Annotated in this window: 12 protein-coding genes and 1 pseudogene; 11 read left to right on the top strand and 2 right to left on the bottom strand. The window is 60.6% G+C overall.

Annotated features, from left to right (window positions below; translation table 11 throughout):
• Nucleotides 1-62 precede the first annotated feature (62 nt).
• From HNQ83_RS01340 to HNQ83_RS01290, 11 genes are read left to right on the top strand one after another with little or no spacing between them, the layout of a single operon-like run.
• Complete coding sequence (locus HNQ83_RS01340; protein ID WP_175387308.1) at nucleotides 63-1,451, top strand: SrfA family protein; 1,389 nt, start codon at nucleotides 63-65, stop codon at nucleotides 1,449-1,451.
• 17 nt (nucleotides 1,452-1,468) lie between these two features.
• Nucleotides 1,469-4,534, top strand: a complete 3,066-nt coding sequence (locus HNQ83_RS01335; RefSeq protein WP_175387307.1) for a virulence factor SrfB — start codon at nucleotides 1,469-1,471, stop codon at nucleotides 4,532-4,534.
• Nucleotides 4,531-7,245, top strand: coding sequence for a putative virulence factor (locus HNQ83_RS01330; RefSeq protein WP_175387306.1), 2,715 nt, complete (start codon nucleotides 4,531-4,533; stop codon nucleotides 7,243-7,245). Before HNQ83_RS01335 ends, HNQ83_RS01330 begins: the two co-directional genes overlap by 4 nt.
• Before the next feature lie 3 nt (nucleotides 7,246-7,248).
• The gene (locus HNQ83_RS01325; protein ID WP_175387305.1) at nucleotides 7,249-8,283 is read left to right on the top strand and encodes a hypothetical protein; all 1,035 of its coding nucleotides are present in this window, start codon (nucleotides 7,249-7,251) and stop codon (nucleotides 8,281-8,283) included.
• The gene (locus HNQ83_RS01320; RefSeq protein WP_175387304.1) at nucleotides 8,283-10,274 is read left to right on the top strand and encodes a vWA domain-containing protein; all 1,992 of its coding nucleotides are present in this window, start codon (nucleotides 8,283-8,285) and stop codon (nucleotides 10,272-10,274) included. The genes HNQ83_RS01325 and HNQ83_RS01320 overlap by 1 nt, the downstream gene beginning before the upstream one ends.
• Nucleotides 10,275-10,284: 10 nt before the next feature.
• Nucleotides 10,285-10,986, top strand: a complete 702-nt coding sequence (locus HNQ83_RS01315; protein ID WP_175387303.1) for an ABC transporter ATP-binding protein — start codon at nucleotides 10,285-10,287, stop codon at nucleotides 10,984-10,986.
• Entirely contained in the window at nucleotides 10,970-12,193 is a 1,224-nt protein-coding gene (locus tag HNQ83_RS01310) for an ABC transporter permease (RefSeq protein WP_175387302.1), read from the top strand. Before HNQ83_RS01315 ends, HNQ83_RS01310 begins: the two co-directional genes overlap by 17 nt.
• Complete coding sequence (locus tag HNQ83_RS01305; RefSeq protein WP_175387301.1) at nucleotides 12,183-13,727, top strand: SUMF1/EgtB/PvdO family nonheme iron enzyme; 1,545 nt, start codon at nucleotides 12,183-12,185, stop codon at nucleotides 13,725-13,727. The genes HNQ83_RS01310 and HNQ83_RS01305 overlap by 11 nt, the downstream gene beginning before the upstream one ends.
• A gap of 34 nt (nucleotides 13,728-13,761) precedes the next feature.
• Entirely contained in the window at nucleotides 13,762-14,499 is a 738-nt protein-coding gene (locus HNQ83_RS01300; protein WP_175387300.1) for a hypothetical protein, read from the top strand.
• 4 nt (nucleotides 14,500-14,503) lie between these two features.
• Nucleotides 14,504-15,010, top strand: a complete 507-nt coding sequence (locus HNQ83_RS01295) for a hypothetical protein (protein ID WP_175387299.1) — start codon at nucleotides 14,504-14,506, stop codon at nucleotides 15,008-15,010.
• A 58-nt stretch (nucleotides 15,011-15,068) separates the two neighbouring features.
• On the top strand, nucleotides 15,069-16,544 hold the full coding sequence (locus HNQ83_RS01290; protein WP_175387298.1) for a VWA domain-containing protein: 1,476 nt from the start codon (nucleotides 15,069-15,071) through the stop codon (nucleotides 16,542-16,544).
• 137 nt (nucleotides 16,545-16,681) lie between these two features.
• Here HNQ83_RS01290 and HNQ83_RS31510 read toward each other — a convergent pair whose 3' ends face one another.
• A complete protein-coding gene (locus tag HNQ83_RS31510; protein ID WP_372241868.1) occupies nucleotides 16,682-17,404 on the bottom strand; it encodes a methyl-accepting chemotaxis protein in 723 nt (240 codons plus the stop codon).
• A 180-nt stretch (nucleotides 17,405-17,584) separates the two neighbouring features.
• Nucleotides 17,585-18,658: pseudogene (locus HNQ83_RS31505) on the bottom strand (Cache 3/Cache 2 fusion domain-containing protein); the annotation flags it as partial.
• Nucleotides 18,659-18,812 lie beyond the last annotated feature (154 nt).

The raw sequence follows: 18,812 nt of genomic DNA, 5'->3' as shown, positions 1-18,812 counted from the left end.
GCAGGAGCAAGTACAGACATATTTGTCTGTCATTTTTGCGCAACGGATCGTATGGAGTTTGAATGCGCGGGGCACTATTACGCAGCGGCAAGAGCGGGTCATTCACTGCCCTCGGCGAAACAGGTCAACCGGTCTACCGGGCAGCCCTACAATTGCGCGAAGCCATTCGCCGCAAAAACCCCGATTTGGTCGATCATCTGGCCATCCCTCAAAGCGATGAACTCGGCAACCAGATCGATTGGTACAGCGCCCTCGACGGCGATGTGATTCCGTGGAGCAGCGCAACCGAAGAAGAACGCGCCCCTGCCCGCCGCCAGCTTGAAGCTCTCAAGACCGCACTCGAGGAATTGAGCCAGCGTTTCCTGGGCACTGATCCGGCCGAACCGCAGCAAGGCGACAAAGCCGTATTTGGCAAACTGCTCAAGCGCGTGATTCATTTTCCCGACGAGAATTTTGTCTACCTGGTGCAAGGCAAACCGGTGCTGACCTTTTGGGGGTTCGAGCATGCCGGTACCGGCAATGGCGATCCCCTGCACTGCCTCTATCAGGTCCCGCCTGCTTTCACGCTGCCACCCGTGGCCGAAGCGCCTGTTATTGCACCCGTTGTGCCGGTGGTTGCTCGTCCGTGGTGGCGTCGTTGGTGGTGGCTGTTACTGCTGCCGCTCCTGCTGCTGCTTTTGTGGCTGTTGCTCGGCCTGCGAGGGTGCGTCCCGATTCCGTTGGTGGCGGTAGATATGCTGCCTAAGGGCGTTGTACCGGTGGAAAAACAACTGGAAGAGCCGCCACTGACCGGCAATGTCACGACACTCAACAGCGTTCCGGTGACAGGCACCGTTATAGGCTCAACCACTGGAACCGGCACCGCCGTGACCGGAACGCATGATGTGGAAACGCCGGCCGTCGAGGGTAACGAGGCTGACATGGCGCCCGCCGATTTGACCAAAGATTCGGTCATTGACCCGGCAGCTGAAAACAAAACTGCGCCACCCGAAAACAAAACTGAGCCACCCGAAAACAAAACTGCGCCGCCGGATGTCACATCGCCCGAAGCAGAAAAATCCGCCGCCGCAAAACCCGGCCCTCCCCTGAGCATCCCGCCAGACGCCGCCGACGGTGCTGCCAGGTTTCTCGATGGTCAGTACAGCGCAGGCGCCGGGATTCAGGATCGCCGAACCGGCAAACCGCTGCGTCTGGAATACCAACTCAAGGACGGTAAGGGCCAAGTCACCGTACACCAGGCCGACGGCTCCAAATGCAGCGGGCCGGTGAGCGCTACTATGAAGGGTGGCAGCCTGGCCATCGACAGCCAAGGCCAGGCTGTTTGCGCCGATGGCAGCACTTACGAGATGCCCAAGGTCAACTGCCGCAAAGGGGCGACCACGATCGCGGACTGCACCGGCGGTTACGGACAAGAACAATTCCCCATGTCCATGCGGCAAGTGGCCGAATAAAAACGGAATAACCCGACATGTTGCCTGAAGTCACTCAATTCGAAGACACCGTCACGCTGGTCAGCGACACCGGCATCCAGTTCATGGATTTCGCCCTGTGCCTGGATCCCCGCAAGGAACCGGCGGGCGAGTTCGCACCGATGATCAGCGGGCTGATCTGCCGCCTGGCGTACAACGAAGAGAAAGACTTCTTTTTCTACGAGCCCGAACCGGAAAAGGTCGAAAAAGCCAAACCTGCGTTCAGCGTCGACATGAAAAGCAGCCTCGATTTGCTCGACGGTATCTGGCTGCCGATCCCGTTTTTCCGCTTCATGCCGCCGCATCGCTTCGACGAAGGTCCGAGCAACTGGTCGCGCATGCGCCTGGTGAAACTGGCGACTCCCGACATCGACGGCAACACCCACCGCCTGACGATGGCGTTCGACAGCCGTGTGATGCCCAGGCGTGACGGCACTGCCTATCTGGCGCCCAACGAAGAAGACATCAGCTCCGGCGTGTCTTTCAAACTGGCTACCAAGGCTAGCGAAACCCGCTGGTTTCTGGCGCAGCCGTGGGTCAACGAATGGTTGCTGGAAGTGTTCAATGAGGGCAATGCCCACCGTTCGCGCGCAGAGCTGGACATCGATATCCGCGCCAACCATCACCTGGCGCACTACCTCAACTTGCTCAGCCTGTTGAGCAAACCGTCAGCCGCCCAGCAGTCGAAGGTCGGGGCGAAAGTTGAAATCCCCGAGCTGAAAGTGGTCGCCAACGACAGTAATGGCCTGGTCAAACCGATACCTGTGGACCTGGTGCTGGACGTCGGCAACTCGCGCACCTGCGGCATCCTGATCGAAAACCACGGTCAGGCCGGCTCCGGGCTGAAGCAGAACTACGTGCTGGAACTGCGCGACCTGATCACCCCTGAACACACCTATAACCAGCCATTCGAAAGCCGCGTGGAGTTCGCCCAGGCGTATTTCGGCAAGGACCACTGTTCGGTCAAGAGTGGTCGCCACGATGCGTTCCAATGGGCGACGATTGCCCGTGTCGGCAATGAGGCCGGTCGTCTGGCCAGTCGTCGTCGCGGCACCGAAGGCTCCACTGGCCTGTCCAGCCCGAAACGTTATCTGTGGGACGAAAACGCCTATGGCCACGGCTGGCGCTTCAACTGCTCGTACATCAAGACCGACAATGAGCCGTACGCCACCGCCGCGCCGTTCTCGCACCTGATCAACGAAACCGGCGAAGCGCTTTACAGCCTCGAAGAAGACGATCGTCTGCCGGTGTTCATGCCGCGTTACTCACGCAGCTCGCTAATGACCTTCATGCTCGCCGAAGTACTGGCCCAGGCGCTGTCGCAAATCAACAGCCCGGCCCAGCGCTCACGCCAGGGTCACACCCGCGTGCCGCGCCAGCTCAACAGCATTACCCTGACCGTGCCGCCGGGCATGCCGCAGGCCGAACGCAGCATCCTCAACGAACGCATGCTGCAAGCCATCGGCCTGGTGTGGAAAAGCCTCGGCTGGCACGCCGGCGAGGAAGATCCACATCAGGATCAGGCCGTCAGCCCGCGCACCCCGATCCCGAGTATCCGCGTGGAATGGGACGAAGCGTCCTGCGGCCAGTTGGTGTACCTGTACACCGAGATAAACGAGAACTTCGCCGGTCACCCGGAAGAGTTTTTTGACACCATCGCCCGGCCGGACAAGGCCGACCGCCAACGCATCACCCTCGCGACCATCGACATCGGCGGTGGCACTACCGACCTGGTGATCACCGACTATCGTCTCGACCGCGCGGGCAATACCGGCAGCGGCAGCAACGTACACATCGTGCCCGAACAGCGTTTTCGCGATGGTTTCAAAGTGGCTGGCGACGACATCCTGCTGGATGTGATTCAGGACTTCATCCTGCCGAGTTTCGAAAAAGCCTTGCAGAACGCTGGCGTGAAAGCCGCGGATTCGCTGATGTCACGGCTGTGTGGTGATGAATCGGTCAGCGCCCAGGACATGATCCTGCGTCAGCAATTGAACCTCCAGGTGTTCGCCCCGCTGGGCCTGGCGCTGCTCAAGGCGTACGAGCATTACGATCCGCAGGTCCCGCAAGAAGTCGTCCCGCAAAGCTACCGCCATTTGCTCGGTGACAACGCCATCAGCCAGACCGTGCTCGACTACGTCAATGCCGCCGTGCGTCGCGATGTCGGATCTCAGAGCGGTTTCGACCTGTATGCCGCGCCGATCAGCTTCGACCTGCAAAAGCTCCACGCCGCGTTCCTCAACGACCAGATCAACATCACCAAGATCCTCGGGGCGCTGTGTGAAGTGGTCGCGCATTACCCGTGTGATGTCTTGCTGCTGACAGGTCGCCCTTCGCGCCTGCCCGGCATCCAGGCGTTCATTCGCAAGGTGTTGCCGCTGCCACCCGGGCGCATTCTGGCGCTGCAAAATTACCGCACCGGCGGCTGGTATCCGTTTCACAAGAACGGCCGGATCGACGACCCGAAAAGCACCGCCTCGGTAGGCGCCATGCTCTGCCTGTTGTGCGCCAACCACAGCGTGCCGAACTTCTACTTCCGGGCATCGGCGCTCAAGCCGTATTCGACGGTCAAGCACATCGGCGTCATCGATCTGAACAACGTGATCAAGGATGCCGACGTGCTGTATCGCGATATCCAGTCCGAAGACTACAAAATCAAGCTACCGGAAATTGGCGTTGGCGACGCCGCCGACACGCCACAGCTGGAAATGCGCGGCGACCTGCGCCTGGGTTTCCGCCAGTTGGCCGCTGAACGCTGGGCCGCTTCGCCGTTGTATACCTTGCGGTTCACCAAGGCGGGTCGGGAGAAGTTTTCCCGGGCAATCGGTGAAAACGGCAGCGCGCCGCTGCTCAAGGTGCGGTTTGAGGTCAAACCGGCGGACAAATACACGCGCAAGCAGGATCTGGTCAGCGACCGCCTTTCGGTTCGCGACATCGAATCCAACAGCAACAACGTCAACTTCAACCCGCGCAGCGACCTCGAGCTGGAGCTCAACACCATGCTCGACGCCGGCCTGAGCGAGACCAAGTACTGGCTCGACAGTGGAAGTGTGAAACGCAAATGAATGACCTGACCCCCGATCAAACTCAGCTCTCTGCCAGTTGGGCCGCAGTTTATGAAGGCGCCGGTCAGGCGCTGGACTGGATTGGCCAGACACGCGGCAATGCACCGCGCCTGGACAGCGAAGCCGACAACCTGAACATCCGCCTGCACCGCGCCCGCAACCTGGCTCAAAGCCTCGGTCGCGTGGCCTGCACGCCGATGACCATTGGCTTTTTCGGCCTGTCCCAGGCCGGCAAGTCCTACCTGATTTCGACCCTCGCCGCCGGTCAGAACGGCAAGCTGGAAACCGAGTTCGGCGACCAGCGCCTGGACTTCATCAAACACATCAACCCGGTGGGTGGTGGCAAGGAAGCCACCGGCCTGGTAACGCGTTTCAGCCGTCGGGCGACGGTAAGTCAGGACAATGACTTCCCGGTAGAACTTACGTTGTTCAAGGAAATCGAGCTGGCGAAGATTCTCGCCAACGCCTGGTTCAAGGATTTCGACCTTGAACGGATTTCCTACGAGATCGATGAAGAGCGCATCCAGCGTGTGCTCAAACCGTTCGAAGGCCGCGAAACCGGGCCGCTGCAAACGGGCGTCAACGCCGACGATTTGGTGTCGCTGTGGGATTATCTGCGCGACAACTTCCGCAACTCGGTGAAGAAGCTCGAGCACCTGTACTGGCCCAAAGCGTTGCAACTGGCGCCACGCCTGAATTTCCAGGAACGCGCCGAGCTGTTTTCGATTCTCTGGGGTGAGCAGCGCGAGTTGACGCGCGTGTACCAGCAATTGGCCGGCGCGTTGCACAAGCTGGGTCTGCCCGACACCGTGTTCGCACCGCTGAAGGCCTTGGTGAGTTTCGACAACGACACCTACAGCCAGCGCGACAGCATCATGAACGTCGACATCCTCGAACGCTTCGGCAGCCCGCTGGATTTGCCGATCGATGTTCGACCGCTGGTTGGCGATCGCCTGCAAAACAGTCAGGCAATTGCGGTCGCGCAACTGGCGGCACTGACCGCCGAAATGACCTTCCGCCTGATCGAAGCGCCGGTAGATGACATCGTCGATCAGGTCGACCTGCTGGATTTCCCCGGTTATCGCGGGCGCCAGAAACTGCACGAGATCGCCGACTCCAACGACCCCCAGTCCACCACCAAGGACAACTCCGTTTCCCAGTTGATCCTGCGCGGCAAGGTCGCCTACCTGTTCGAACGCTACACCGACAACCAGGAAATGAACGCGCTGGTGGTGTGCACAGGCTCGACCAAACAGAGCGACGTCAACGACGTGGGCCCGGTGCTGACCCGCTGGATCGAAAAAACCCAGGGCGCCGACTCGGCCGCTCGCAGCAAGCGCGATACTGGCCTCATCTGGGCGCTGACCATGCTCGACCTGCGCATTAGCAACTCCCTGAGCCTGACGCCTGATCAGTACGACGAGAGCTGGAACGGCATGATCAAGCTGACCATGCTGGAGCGTTTCGGCAGCCTGAGCTGGATGAACGACTGGGCCGGCACTCCGTTCCAGAACACCTACCTGGTGCGCAAACCGCGTATGGACGCGGCATTCATCGGGCAGGACGCGACCGGTGCGGAAACCGGCCTCAATGCCATTTATCAGGAACGTGTCAACGCGCTGGGCACCAGCTTCGCCAGCAACGCTCTGGTGTGCAAACACATCAAGAACCCGGTCAACGCCTGGACAGAAATGCTGCGCAACGATGACGGTGGCATCAGCCACTTCAGCGGCAGTTTCAAAGGCGTGGCCAATATCGAATTCAAGTTGCAGCGCATCCGCGAGCAATTGAGCGAATGTCTCGAAGGCCTGACCACTCACGGCCTGAGTACCTGGTACCACGCTGACGACGACAGCGCCGCAGCCGCCAAGAAAGCCAAGGCGCAAATGATTTTGACCGGTTTGGGCCGTCGCCCGGCGGTACTTGGCGAATTGATCGATCAACTCGACATGCCGAGTGAAGAGGTGCGCGACCTGTACCTCAGTGGCGTGTACGAAACCGATGACGAGCCGGCCGTGACCGACGAACCGGTCGCACCTACGCCGAGCCAGAGCCTGTACGGCAACGACGCCGGTTTCGACTTCGATTTCGGTGACGACCTGACCCCCGCCAGCACGCAGGCGAGCAACAAAACCGGCAACCCGGCGCCCGAGCTGCAAAGCAATGAGCATCGCTTTGCCAAAGCGGCCTTCAAGGCCTGGATCGCGCACCTGCGGGAACTGACCACCCGGCAAAGCCTGCTCAACCTGCTGGGGCTGGAAAAGGCCTTGCTGGAAGCGGTGGTCGATGAACTGATCACCGCCGGCTATCGCCAGGACTTGCCGGGGCAACTGAGCCACGCCGTCCTCAAGCGAGCACAAAGTGGCGCGCGGCGCGATCAACTGGTCGAGCGCCAGGTACTGGAAGTGCAACGTGTGCTGCGCGATTTCGTGTCCTGGTTCGGCTACCTCCAGAAGCCGGTGAACGAGCGCCCGAACAGCCGCACCGGAGCCAAGGCGCCTTTGTTTTCGTTCTACACCGACATTGGCCCGGGACAAGTGCCCGTACTGCCGGCGCAACCGTCGAATCAGGCGCAACGGTACCTGGGCGACTGGCTCTCGGGCCTGGCCTACATCACGCAGGACAATGCCGGCCATGGGGCCGGACGTGAAATCACCCCTGAACAAAACGAACGGCTGGGCCAAGTGCTCACAGCCTTCACAGCGAGATAAGCAATGCCAATTCGTGTCGACCTGCTCGCGTTAGAGCCCAATGTGCCTGGCCAGGCCCGCCTCACTTTGAAGAAATGGCAGGGTGGCGAGGAACAGTTGGAGTTTTCCATTCAGCGCAACCAGGACGGTTTTTACCTTCAGGACCACAAGGCCTGGAGCAACCATCCATTCTGGTTCAAGGTCTCGCGTTTCAACCTCACGGCCGACGGCGAAGCTTTGGAAACGCAGGTCGGCCCGGACGTGGTCGACCCGCTACTGGAAGGCGTCGCCAATTCGCAATTCCAGATCGAACTGCGCGAACAGAGCCACGGTCATGCCGATAAAGGCGTGGTTCGCCCAGGCGTTGGTTTGCTGCCGTCCACGGCCGGCGGCCAGACACGCTCGACTTATGGCGGTGCCGAACTGACGGCGCCGAGCGCACCGGCACCGGCACCGGCACGGGAGATCCTGGAGATCCCGGATCTGCCTGAACTGACCCTGTCCACCGCCGAGCCAGAAGTGGAGTTGGAGTCGGTGCTCACCGAGCCCGCCTACGCGCCGCCTCCGGCACCGGTTAAAAAAAGCAACAAAGGCCTGATCGGTCTGTTGATTGTGGTGTTGCTGCTGGCGGCGGGCGCCGGATTCTGGTTCTACAAACGCACCCCGGCCCCTGCGGTTGCAGCCACTCCCGCCGCACCCGCCGGAGCCGACGCTCAAGCCTGCACCCTCGACAGCATGAACAGCCTGCCCGAACTGACCTTCGTCCAGACCTGCATCAAGTCGGCACCCGACAGTGCCAAATTGCTGGAGATCATCAACCAGGCCAAGGCCAGCAAGCACTGCGGCGTCGCCCAGCGCCTGTACGCCAACCGTGCCCAGGCCGGTGACGCGCTGATCGCCAGCGCCTATGCCCGCGAATACGACCCTAAATACCTGAAGGCCAGCGAGTGCTTCCCGGCCGCGGACAACGCCACCGCCGCCTACTGGTATGAAACCATCCTCACCCAGGACCCGAACAACGCCGAAGCCAAGCAGCGCTTCGAGGAGTTGCAGAAGTGATGCGTTCGCCCCTGAGTCGATTCCTGCTGAGCGGTGCCGCATTACTGGCGCTGTGCATCAGCCCGCTGTCCCAGGCCGATGACAAACCGCTGATCCAGGCCGGTAAAAAGACCCTGTTCCAACGCGTGCTGACCACGCCAGGCTGCAAAGTCAGCCCGACGGCGGGCGGTGCGGCAGGCGACGCACAACCCGTCTTCAGCCGCTTTTATGTTTACGAGCGCGCCCAAGCGAACAACGCCGAGTGGCTGAAAGTCGGCCCCGACAGCTACGGCAAAACCATTGGCTGGCTGCCTGCCAGTTGCACCACCGACTGGAAGATGCAGTTGACGCTGGCCTTCACTAACCCGGCCAACCGCGACCGACTGCTGTTTTTCAAGGACCGCGCCACCGTCGAAGGCATTCTTGATGCACCGGACCCGGTCAGCAAAGTTGCGCCGCTGCGGGCCACGCTGAAAAAGGGCCAGCAAGCACCGGGCGTACTGGCTGAAGAACCTGAATACTTCGTCGACCTGCAAAAACAGTTCTACCTGCTGCCGGTACTCAGCGGCGAAGAAGTCATGACCGAAAGCGGTTTCCGCACGCGCCTGCTGAATGTCGCCTCCGTCAGCAAACCGGATGACAAGAACGTGAAGGGTGGTGGTGCAAACAGCGCTGCCGGTGCCAAGGAAGCCGAAGAGAAAAAGGCCAACCAGCTGAAGGAGTTCAGCGCGGCCGTGGTATTTGTCATCGACTCGACGATCTCGATGGACCCCTACATTGACCGCACCCGCGAGGCGATCCGCAAGGTTTACCAGAAGATCGAAGCTCAGAATCTCGGCAAGCAGGTCAAGTTCGGCCTGGTGGCTTTCCGCTCCAACACCCAGGCGGTGCCGGGGCTGGAATACACCACCAAGATGTACGCCGACCCGACGCAGGTGAAAGACAGCGCCGACTTTTTCGCCAGGATCGCCGACCTCAAACAGGCCACCGTGTCGAGCAGCAGCTTTGATGAAGACTCGTTTGCCGGCGTCATGGAAAGCATCGACAAGGTCGACTGGAACCAGTTCGGCGCACGCTACGTGGTGCTGATCACCGATGCGGGCGCCATCGAGGGCGACGACAAGCTGTCGAAGACCGGCTTGAGCGCTGCGCAGGTGCGTATCGAAGCCGCCAACCCGGGCGTGGCGATTTACACCCTGCACCTGAAAACCCCGGCCGGAGCCAAGGACCACGCCAAGGCCGAGGCGCAATATAAGAACCTGTCGACCTACCCGGGCACCAACACTTCGCTGTACTACCCGGTGAACGCTGGCGATGTGCAGGAATTCGGTCGCAAGGTCGACGCACTGGCCGGGGCGATTACTACACAGGTCAAAGCTGCCTACATGGGCGAAGACGCCATTGGCAGCGCGGCAAACGCCAAGCAGGACCCGGCCGAGAAAAAAATGCTCGAAGACGCGGCGCTGATCGGCCACGCCATGCAACTTGCCTATCTCGGCGAGAAGACCAACAGCAAAGCCCCGCCAGTGTTCAAGGCATGGATCACCGACCGCGACCTGATCAAGCAGAACATCCCGACCACCGACGTGCGGGTGCTGCTGACCAAGTCACAGCTCAGCGACTTGAGCGACGTGATGAAGCAGATTCTCGATGCCGCCAACGAAGGCCTGATTTCGCCGACGGACATGTTCAATCGCCTGCGCTCGGTGGCGGCGACCATGGGCGCCGATCCCAATCAGCTCAAACAGAACAGCAATGCCAAACTGGCGGACATGGGCGTCCTGGGTGAATACCTCGAAGACCTGCCTTATCAGAGTGAAGTGCTGAATCTGGATGAAGAGACCTGGAAGAGCTGGGATGGTCTGGCACAAGAAAAATTCATCCGCACGCTTAACACCAAACTGCGGCATTACCAGCGTTACAACGCCGATGTCGACCGTTGGGTTGCTTTAGCCAAAGACAGCGATGCACGGGACAACGTCTACCCCGTGCCACTGGAAATGATGCCTTAAAGAGACGCCGATGCTCGATATCAAGAACCTGCTGGTGCGCCGTGGTGAAGGCGCACAGGCTCATCATGTGCGACTGCCGCACTTGCAGGTCCGCGCCGGGGAAATCCTCGCCATTACCGGTGAGAGCGGCAGCGGCAAAAGCACGTTGCTCGAAGCCATCGGCCTGTTGCTCGCGCCGGTGGAACTCGAGCGCTTTCGGTTGGGCCCGACGCACGCTCAGGATATCGCCCAACTGCTGGCCACTGACGACCAGCCTGCTCTTGCAGCAGTGCGTTCACGGCATTTGGGATTCATTTTGCAGAGTGGCGGCTTGCTGCCGTTCCTGAGCGTGCGCGACAACATCAGCCTGCCACGCCGTTTGCTCGGGATGCCGGCCAAGAGCGATCACATCGACCACGCCGTTGACGTGTTGCGCCTGCAAGGGTTGCTGGATAAACAACCTCAGGCCTTGTCGATCGGCGAACGCCAGCGCGTTGCCTGCGTTCGGGCAATTGCCCATGAACCGCTGCTGCTGTTGGCCGACGAGCCGACCGCCGCGCTCGACCCTCACGGTGCCCGGCGTTTGTTCGAGTTGCTCCTGAGCCTGGTGTCGAGCATGGGCCTGAGTGCGCTCGTTGTGTCCCATGACTGGGCCTTGCTGAAGGATTTCGGCTTGCCGCGACTCGGCGCTATCAGCCATCAAGGGGAGACGCTGTTTGAACCGATGGACTGATCGCTTGCGCCTGCTGGGCTCACTGGCACTGCAAGACCTCTGGCACGACCGCAAGGTTTCGCTGTGCATCGCCGCCTCCCTGGTGGCGGTGATCGCGCCATTGTTGTTGCTGTTCGGGCTCAAACACGGGGTAGTCAGCCAGCTGCAGGGCGAACTGCTGCGCGACCCGCGCAACCTTGAAGTGAAGATGCTCAGCAATGGCAACTACGACACGGCCTGGATCGAGCGTTTGCGCCAGCGTCCCGAGACCGGTTTTGCCCTCGGACAGACCCGCTCGCTCAATACCCAGGCTGACCTGCTGAACGGCATGCAACGGTTTGTCGAAGGCGCGGAAATCATCGCCACCGAGCCGGGCGACCCCCAACTGAACCTGCCGTCACTCAACCCCGTCGGCAATCAAGTGATCCTCAGCGCCAGCGCAGCGCAACGCTTACAGGTCAAGGCAGGCGACAGCTTACAGCTACGGGCCTTGCGTCGTCTGGAGGGTGTCAATGAACGCGGCGAGATGACACTGACGGTACTGGCCGTGCTCGACGGCGCCCGCTTTGGTCGCGCTGCCGGGTTTGTCGCCCCGCCGCTGCTGCTGGATCTGGAGCGTTTTCGCGACGGTTATCAGGTCAGTGAGTTCGGTGTGACCACCGGTAAACCTCAGGGCAATTTACAACCGCTGTATGCCCGCGCCCGTGTATATGCACGCGATATCGATCAGGTCGCATCGCTGGAACACTGGCTCAACGAACAACACATCGAAACGTCGAGCCGACTGGCCGACATCGACAACGTCAAAGCCATCAATCATGTGCTGGGGTTGATCTTCGGTGTGATCGCCATCGCGGCGCTGATCGGCTGCGTGGCGTCCATGGTTGGCGCGTTCCTGGCCAACATCGATCGTAAACGAAAAAGCCTGGCAGTCCTGCGCCTGCTGGGTTTCAAGCGCAGGTCCGTCGGCGGTTTCGTGGTCCTGCAAGCGCTGGTGCTGAGTCTGGCCGGCTACGTGGGCGGGCTGGGGTCTTATGCCGTGGGCAGTCATTTGTTCGACTACCTGCTCGGCGGCAGCCAGGCCACCGGCACCTTCGCTTGCCACATCACTGTTTGGCATGGCTTGGCCGCCCTGCTCCTGACCTTTTTGGTCGCTGCACTGGTGGCCGTGATCGGCGCCCTGAGAGCCATCAACATCCAACCTGCGGAGAGTCTGCGTGAGCTCTAAACGTTTTGGCTTGCTGTTACCCCTGAGCCTCGGCTACTTGCTCGACGCCTCGGCGGCGGGCTGGGAAGAGAAGTATTACAACCCGATGCCCGAGGCTAGCGACGTCGTGCTGCCGATGCCCTGCGAAGGTTCGATGGTGTTTCGCAAGGTGTTCATTCCGGTCTCCGGCCCGCTGGATGACTACCCAATTAACATCGGTCAGGACGGCGCGGAATACGGCTTTGTCGAACAGACCCGTCCGACCTTTATCGCCGGTAGTTTCACCGGGGCCAAGAACGACAAATCCCGCTACTACCTGATGGCCAAGTACGAGATGAGTCAACTGCAATACGCCGCATTGACCGAAGCAACCTGCCCCACCGCCACCACCAAAATGCGCTTGCCGCAAACGGCAGTGAGCTGGGTGCAAGCCATCGAAGCGGCCGACAAGTACAACCTGTGGTTGCGCAAAAACGCCGCCGGCAAGTTGCCCAAGGAAGACGGCGCGCAAGGCTTTCTGCGTCTGCCAACCGAAGTCGAGTGGGAGTTCGCCGCGCGCGGCGGGCTGGAAGTCGGTGCTGCTGAATTCCGCGACACGCACTACCCGATGCCAGAAGGCATCAACGCCTACGAGTGGTTCGCCGGCGCGCAATCGTCCAACGGCAAAGTGCAATTGACGGGTCTGCAAAAGCCCAACCCGCTGGGCCTGCATGACATGCTCGGTAACGTCGACGAAATGATGTTCGAGCCGTTTCGCCTGAACAAACTCGACCGCCAGCACGGTCAGGCCGGTGGCTACGTCGTCCGTGGCGGAAACTACCTGACCGCGCAGGCCGACCTTCATACTGCATTACGTAAGGAAGAACCGTATTACAACGCCGAAGGCCAGGTGAAAAACAAGACCACCGGCCTGCGATTGGTGCTGGTCTCCCCGACCCTCACCTCTCGCGAACGAGTCGCCAGCATCGAAAGCAGCTGGAAGAAACTCGGCACCGGCAGCAAGGAAACCGAATCCGCCGACAAAGGCACCGTGCAATCGCTGAACAGCCTCGCCTCGGGCGTCGAAGACAAAGCGCTCAAGGAAAAGCTCCAGGCCCTGGAGAACCAGTTGCGCGCCAGCAACCAGCAGCAGGAAGAAACCCGCGACCAGGCGATCCGCGCCAGCCTCAACCTGGGCGCGTTCCTATGCACCAAGATGCTCGACGACGGCCAGTACGTGGACTTCCTGCAAAAAAACTACAAGCTCAATTGCGAAGGCACGGACAAAGACGCCAGTTGCGACATGCGCAAAGGCAAGCTCGAGGAGCAAAAGGATCGCCTGCACAAACTCAGCCGTTACTACGCCAGCAGCCTGGTGGAATCGGCTACTTTGTACGGCCAGCCACTGCTTGAAACGCAAGTCCCGGTGATGGAAGAAATCATCACCCGCAACAAACAGCTGCAAGACCTGAAACCTTACTTGCGCACTCACTGGGCCAATCAGAAAGCGTTCCTGCAAAAGCAGAAAATCGACACTGCAGCCTGGCTGAACAGCTGCAAAACCGTCACTCAATAACAACGCATCAACACCGTTACGTAGGAGTTTCACCATGTCGCGCAGCCTTTGGACTCGCTTCAAACTACAGATCGCTTTCGTAGTCGCCAGCAGCCTGCTAATGACCGGTTGCGCCAACACCGGCAGTTCCATGCTCGGCGAAGGCGAAAGTGACGGTGCCGACCCGCGCCTGACCCAGGGCAATGACGCAGAGTTCTTCAGCAAGTCGGGATACCAGGCCTGCGCCGTCGGCGCCGGTGTCGGCATCCTCGCTTGCGCGCTGTCCAACAGCAGCAACAAAACCGTGTGCGTCATCGCCGCCGGTATTACCGCGTGTGGCGTGGCCATGGGCGCGAACTATTACCTGGATCAACGTCGCGCCGAATACGCCGACACCACCACCCGCCTGGCGAAGATGAACAGCGACGTCGAACAAGACACGCAGAACGTGATCGCCCGGACGGCGACCGCTCAGCAAGTGATCAATGATGACCAGGCGCAAATTGCCCAGATCAAAAAGGACATCGCCAACAAGAAAGTCGACAAGAGCAGGGCCCAGGCGCAAATCGCCGGGATCGATTCGGACATCGCGCGCCTGCGCAAAGACCTTGCCAACATGCGTACCAAAGTCACCGAGTACCGCAAAGTGGCAGACGCCGAGCGTTCACAAGGCTCCAGCGCCGAGATCAGGCAAGTGGAGATGAACATTCAGAGAATGAACCAGAAAGTCGTCAGCCTGCAGAAGGAAGTCGACGCTCTGTACAGCCAACGCTCCGCAATCACCCTGGGCTAAGCACATGACGCTACGACAACTGATGGTCATCACTGCCGTCCTGGCCCTGAGCGGTTGCGCGACCCAGCCCGGCGAATGCGATGCAACCAATCGCGACAGCAGCATGCTGACCAAGATGAACTGCGACTATTCCGGTGGTTACAGCGATCAGGTCAAGCAGAAGGAACTGGCCTTGAGCGAGTCCCGAAAGCAAAACGCAATGTTCCGTCAGGTGTACGAGAACATTCAGGCCCAGCAGCTCAGCACCAAGGCCGATCTGGCCAGCCAGCAGAAATCCCAGGCGGCGCTGAATCAGTCGCTGACGCAACTGCTGAACTCGCTCAAGGCCCGGCGTGGCAATGAAGCCCAGGTGCAGAAGCAGATTGCCGACCTCGAGAAGCAGCTCAAGGCTACGCAAACGGCGCCAACGACCAAATCAACGCCAGCGGCATTGGCGGCCAAGCAGCAAGAGCTGAAAACGTTGCAGAAGAAGGTCAATCAGCTGCAGTTCAGCCTCGGCTACGAAGAGTAATTTTTCATCCCCGCAGGGCATCCCGACGGATGCCTGCACTTTTTCAGGAATCGTCGTCATGCAGCGGGTCATCAGGGATGCGCAAGCCACATCGGAGGGGATGAGTGCGCTGCAAGCCAAAGTCGCCCTCATCCAGAAACACTTTCCGCCGACCGTCGCCAGTCTGTTTGCCATCCCGCGGATGGGCAGCGGCGACGTACTGGAATGGTGGACCGAACTGGGCGGCCAACCCACGCCTTATGCCGATCTCAAAGAGGACGCGCAACGACGTTTGCTGGAAACCTATGAGGTACGTCAGACGTCCCTCGGACAGCTGGCGGATGAACTGCAAAAACGCGGTCAACCGACGGAAGCGGATGACCTGCGCAGCCTGCTCGGCGCGCCTGAGCTGGACAAACTCTACAGCCTCAACGGTGAACCTTTGGTGGTGCGCTGGAACCAGCGTCCGCCCAAACCGATCGTGCCGCCGGTGATTCCGGTGGCGCCGGTCGTACCGCCGTCGCGGCGGGGCTGGTGGCTCGCGGCGGCCTTGCTCGCGCTGCTGTTGCTGCTTCTGGCGCTCTGGCTCTGGTGGTTCCTGCACCGTGAGCCGGTTGTCGTGGTTCCGCCTGTAGCGCCGGTGGTTACGCCAGTTGAGAAACCGGTTGAGAAGCCGGTTGAGCCTGCTCCCGCGCCTGTCGTGGAACCGGAACCGAAACCTGTTCCGGCACCAGAACCCACGCCAGAACCGGTACCGGTACCCAAGCCGGTCCCGGCACCCAAACCGGCACCCGTACCGGAACCCAAGCCGACCCCGCCACCCAAACCGGTTCCACCACCAAAACCGGAAGTGGCGGCCCCACCACCAGCCCCGACGCTGGACAACTTCGCATGCCGCAAAACAGCGCCGAAGTCAGAGGTCCCGCAGTTCGTGGTGGTGCTCGACACTTCGGGCTCGATGGATTTGAACATCAAGTCAGTGAAAGCCGACGAGGACTGGTTCTACGGTCCTGACATCAACAAGCTCCTGGACCCGAACCGCACCATGCGGCTCACCGCCAAACCCAGCCGCATGGACGTCGCCAAGGAATCGCTGGCCGGCATGATCAACGGGCTGGACCCGAAGATCGATACACGCCTGATCACCTTCGCCGGCTGCGAAAGAACACCGGACCGAGGTGTGTTCAAGTTCGGCGACCGCCCGCGGCTGATCAACGGGATTCGAGGTCTGGTTCCCGACGACGGCACACCGCTGGCCGACAGCCTGGCCCACGCGGCGAGTACCGTCGACGGGCGCAATAACGATGCGGTTATCGTGATGTTTGTCGACGGAGAAGACGGTTGCGGGCAGGACGTTTGCGCGGTATCCCGTCGAATCGCCAGGGAACAACCGCGCCTGCGGGTCAACGTGGTGAAAATCGGTGCTGGCGGCCCGTCACGCTGCATCGCTGAGAACACCGGTGGCCGGGTTTACAACAGCACCAATGCGGCTGAGTTGGGTAACCTGTTGAAACAGGCAAGCAAGGAAGTATCCAGCAATGCCAAGTGCGATTAGCTGGGGAAAGATGCTGAATTGAGGTGACCCCATTCACGAGCAGGCTCGCACAGAGTTTGTGTCGTTTACAGGATTGTTCGACGACGCAGGTACCCTGTGGGAGCGAGCTTGCCCGCGATGACTATTTCAAAGGCACCTCACCGAAACCGATCAACCTCGGACCGCAAATCCGCCGCCAGCTTCTCCAGCTCTTTGGCCGTCACCGCCAGGTTCGACACCACTTCACGTTGCTCGCTGTTCGCCAACGCAATGCTCTGCAGATTGCTGCTGAGCAAGGTCGCGGTGCTGCTCTGCTCCTGGGTCGCCGTGGTAATCGCAGCGAACTGTTGACCGGCCGAGCGGCTTTGCTCGTCGATTCGCGCCAGCGCCGCGGCGACGTTGGCGTTGCGCGACAAACCTTCCTGCATCAGTACATTGCCCTGCTCCATGGTGCTGATGGCGTTTCCGGTTTCGTGCTGGATGCTCTGGATCATGCCGGAGATTTCATCGGTGGCTTCTCGGGTACGGGAAGCCAGGTTGCGCACTTCATCGGCCACCACCGCAAAACCACGGCCCTGCTCGCCGGCACGGGCCGCTTCGATCGCGGCGTTGAGCGCCAGCAGGTTGGTTTGATCGGCAATCGAGGTGATCACACCGACGATGCCGCCGATTTCCTGGGAGCGCTGGCCCAGGGTGTTGATCACCGTCGCCGTGCTGTTCAACGCACCGGCGATTTGCTCCAGCGACGAAGACGCTTCGTCCATCGACGTGCGACCGATCTGCGTTTGCTGGGCGTTTTCCTGAGCCATGCGCTGGGTGCTGCCCATGTTGTCGGCAATGTTCAACGAGGTCGCGCTGAACTCTTCCACGGCCCCGGCCATGCTGGTGATTTCCCCCGACTGCTGCTCCATCCCTTCATAGGCGCCACCGGACAAACCGGACAAGGCCTGGGCGCGGCTGTTGACCTCCATCGAGGCATTGCGGATGTGCTCGACCATGGTCGACAACGCCTGGCTCATCTGGTTGAACGCGCGGGCCAATTGGCCGATTTCGTCGTTGCTCGACACGCTCAGACGCACGCTCAGATCACCGGCGCCCAAGGCTTCAGCCTGGCGCACCAAGTCTCCGAGCGGCGCCAGTTTGCTGCGCAACAGCCAGACCGCCGAGCCCACCGCCAGCAACATCGCCAGCAAACTGCCAATGGCCAATTGAATGCCAACGCTCCAGGTCACGGCGCTGATCTCGGTTTTCGGCATGCTCGCCACCACCGACCAGGGGCCGCCTTCGAACGGTACGGCAATGCTGTAGAAGTCTTCGGATTTATCGCTCCAGAACTGGCCCTTGCCCGGGGTTTTCGCCAGGCCATTGACGGCCGGGATGGCCTGATCCAGGGTTTGCACACCGGCGATCGGCACCAGCCATTTGTTCTGCTCGTCCAGCAACGCCAGGGAGCCGGTCTGGCCGATGCGGAAGCGCTTGAGGTTTTCGAACTGCGCCTTCTGCGCGTCGGTGTAATCGAATCCTACGAACAGCACGGCAATCACCTTACCGGCGCTATCCCGTACCGGGGTGTATTGCGTCATGTAGAAACGCTCGAAGAGCAAGGCGCGACCGACGTAGCTCTGCCCCGCCATCAGGCGTGCATAAGCCGGGTTGGCATGATCGAGCAGCGTGCCGATGGCTCGGCTGCCGTCCTGCTTGCTCAGGGACGTGCTGACCCGAATGAAGTCTTCGCCGCTGCGCACGAACACCGTGGCCACACCGGCGGTCATCTGTTTGAACTCATCCACTTCCTTGAAGTTGTTGTTCAACACCTCGCTGCCCAGATGCAGGCCCGGCGTCTGCGTGCCGGCCACGGACACCGGCTCATCCGGGTGTACGCTCAGGCCCTCGCTGAAACGCTTTTCAAACAACCCGGCAAGGCGCTGGGTGCTTTCACGCAACGAGCCGTGAAAGGTGCTCAACTGATCGGCCAGCAACCGGGCTTCACTGGCCAGGTGCTCTTCGCGGGTGGCGAGGTTGGCGGTGTCCAGCGAACGCAGGGCGAACAAGGTACTGCCGGTGATGACAATCGCCAGAATCACGGCGAGCGCAAGACCGAGCTGTGAAGCGATCCGGGCACGAGGTTGAGACATGACAGCTCCTGGCCGAGTGACTGGATCATCCTGATCGCGACGCACACTCAGCAAATTTTCTAATAATTGGGGGTAGCGTCGGACCTGCACGAAGGTCCCACTTGCACATTTTCGGCGGTTGACGGGAATACTTGAGCACTCAGCCGGGATATAG

Origin of the sequence: Pseudomonas sp. C2B4, assembly GCF_013359695.1 — a bacterium.
Taxonomy (GTDB): Bacteria; Pseudomonadota; Gammaproteobacteria; order Pseudomonadales; family Pseudomonadaceae; genus Aquipseudomonas.
This window is presented reverse-complemented; position numbering and strand designations above follow the sequence as displayed.

What these genes read in the sequence shown, in the direction of transcription:
- HNQ83_RS01290 (WP_175387298.1), top strand. Translation starts at nt 15,069, where the DNA reads ATGCAGCGGGTCATCAGGGATGCGCAAGCCACATCGGAGGGGATGAGT.
- HNQ83_RS01315 (WP_175387303.1), top strand. Translation starts at nt 10,285, where the DNA reads ATGCTCGATATCAAGAACCTGCTGGTGCGCCGTGGTGAAGGCGCACAG.
- HNQ83_RS01330 (WP_175387306.1), top strand. Translation starts at nt 4,531, where the DNA reads ATGAATGACCTGACCCCCGATCAAACTCAGCTCTCTGCCAGTTGGGCC.
- HNQ83_RS01300 (WP_175387300.1), top strand. Translation starts at nt 13,762, where the DNA reads ATGTCGCGCAGCCTTTGGACTCGCTTCAAACTACAGATCGCTTTCGTA.
- HNQ83_RS01295 (WP_175387299.1), top strand. Translation starts at nt 14,504, where the DNA reads ATGACGCTACGACAACTGATGGTCATCACTGCCGTCCTGGCCCTGAGC.
- HNQ83_RS01335 (WP_175387307.1), top strand. Translation starts at nt 1,469, where the DNA reads ATGTTGCCTGAAGTCACTCAATTCGAAGACACCGTCACGCTGGTCAGC.
- HNQ83_RS01325 (WP_175387305.1), top strand. Translation starts at nt 7,249, where the DNA reads ATGCCAATTCGTGTCGACCTGCTCGCGTTAGAGCCCAATGTGCCTGGC.
- HNQ83_RS01340 (WP_175387308.1), top strand. Translation starts at nt 63, where the DNA reads ATGCGCGGGGCACTATTACGCAGCGGCAAGAGCGGGTCATTCACTGCC.
- HNQ83_RS01320 (WP_175387304.1), top strand. Translation starts at nt 8,283, where the DNA reads ATGCGTTCGCCCCTGAGTCGATTCCTGCTGAGCGGTGCCGCATTACTG.
- HNQ83_RS31510 (WP_372241868.1), bottom strand. Translation starts at nt 17,404, where the DNA reads ATGGCCGGGGCCGTGGAAGAGTTCAGCGCGACCTCGTTGAACATTGCC.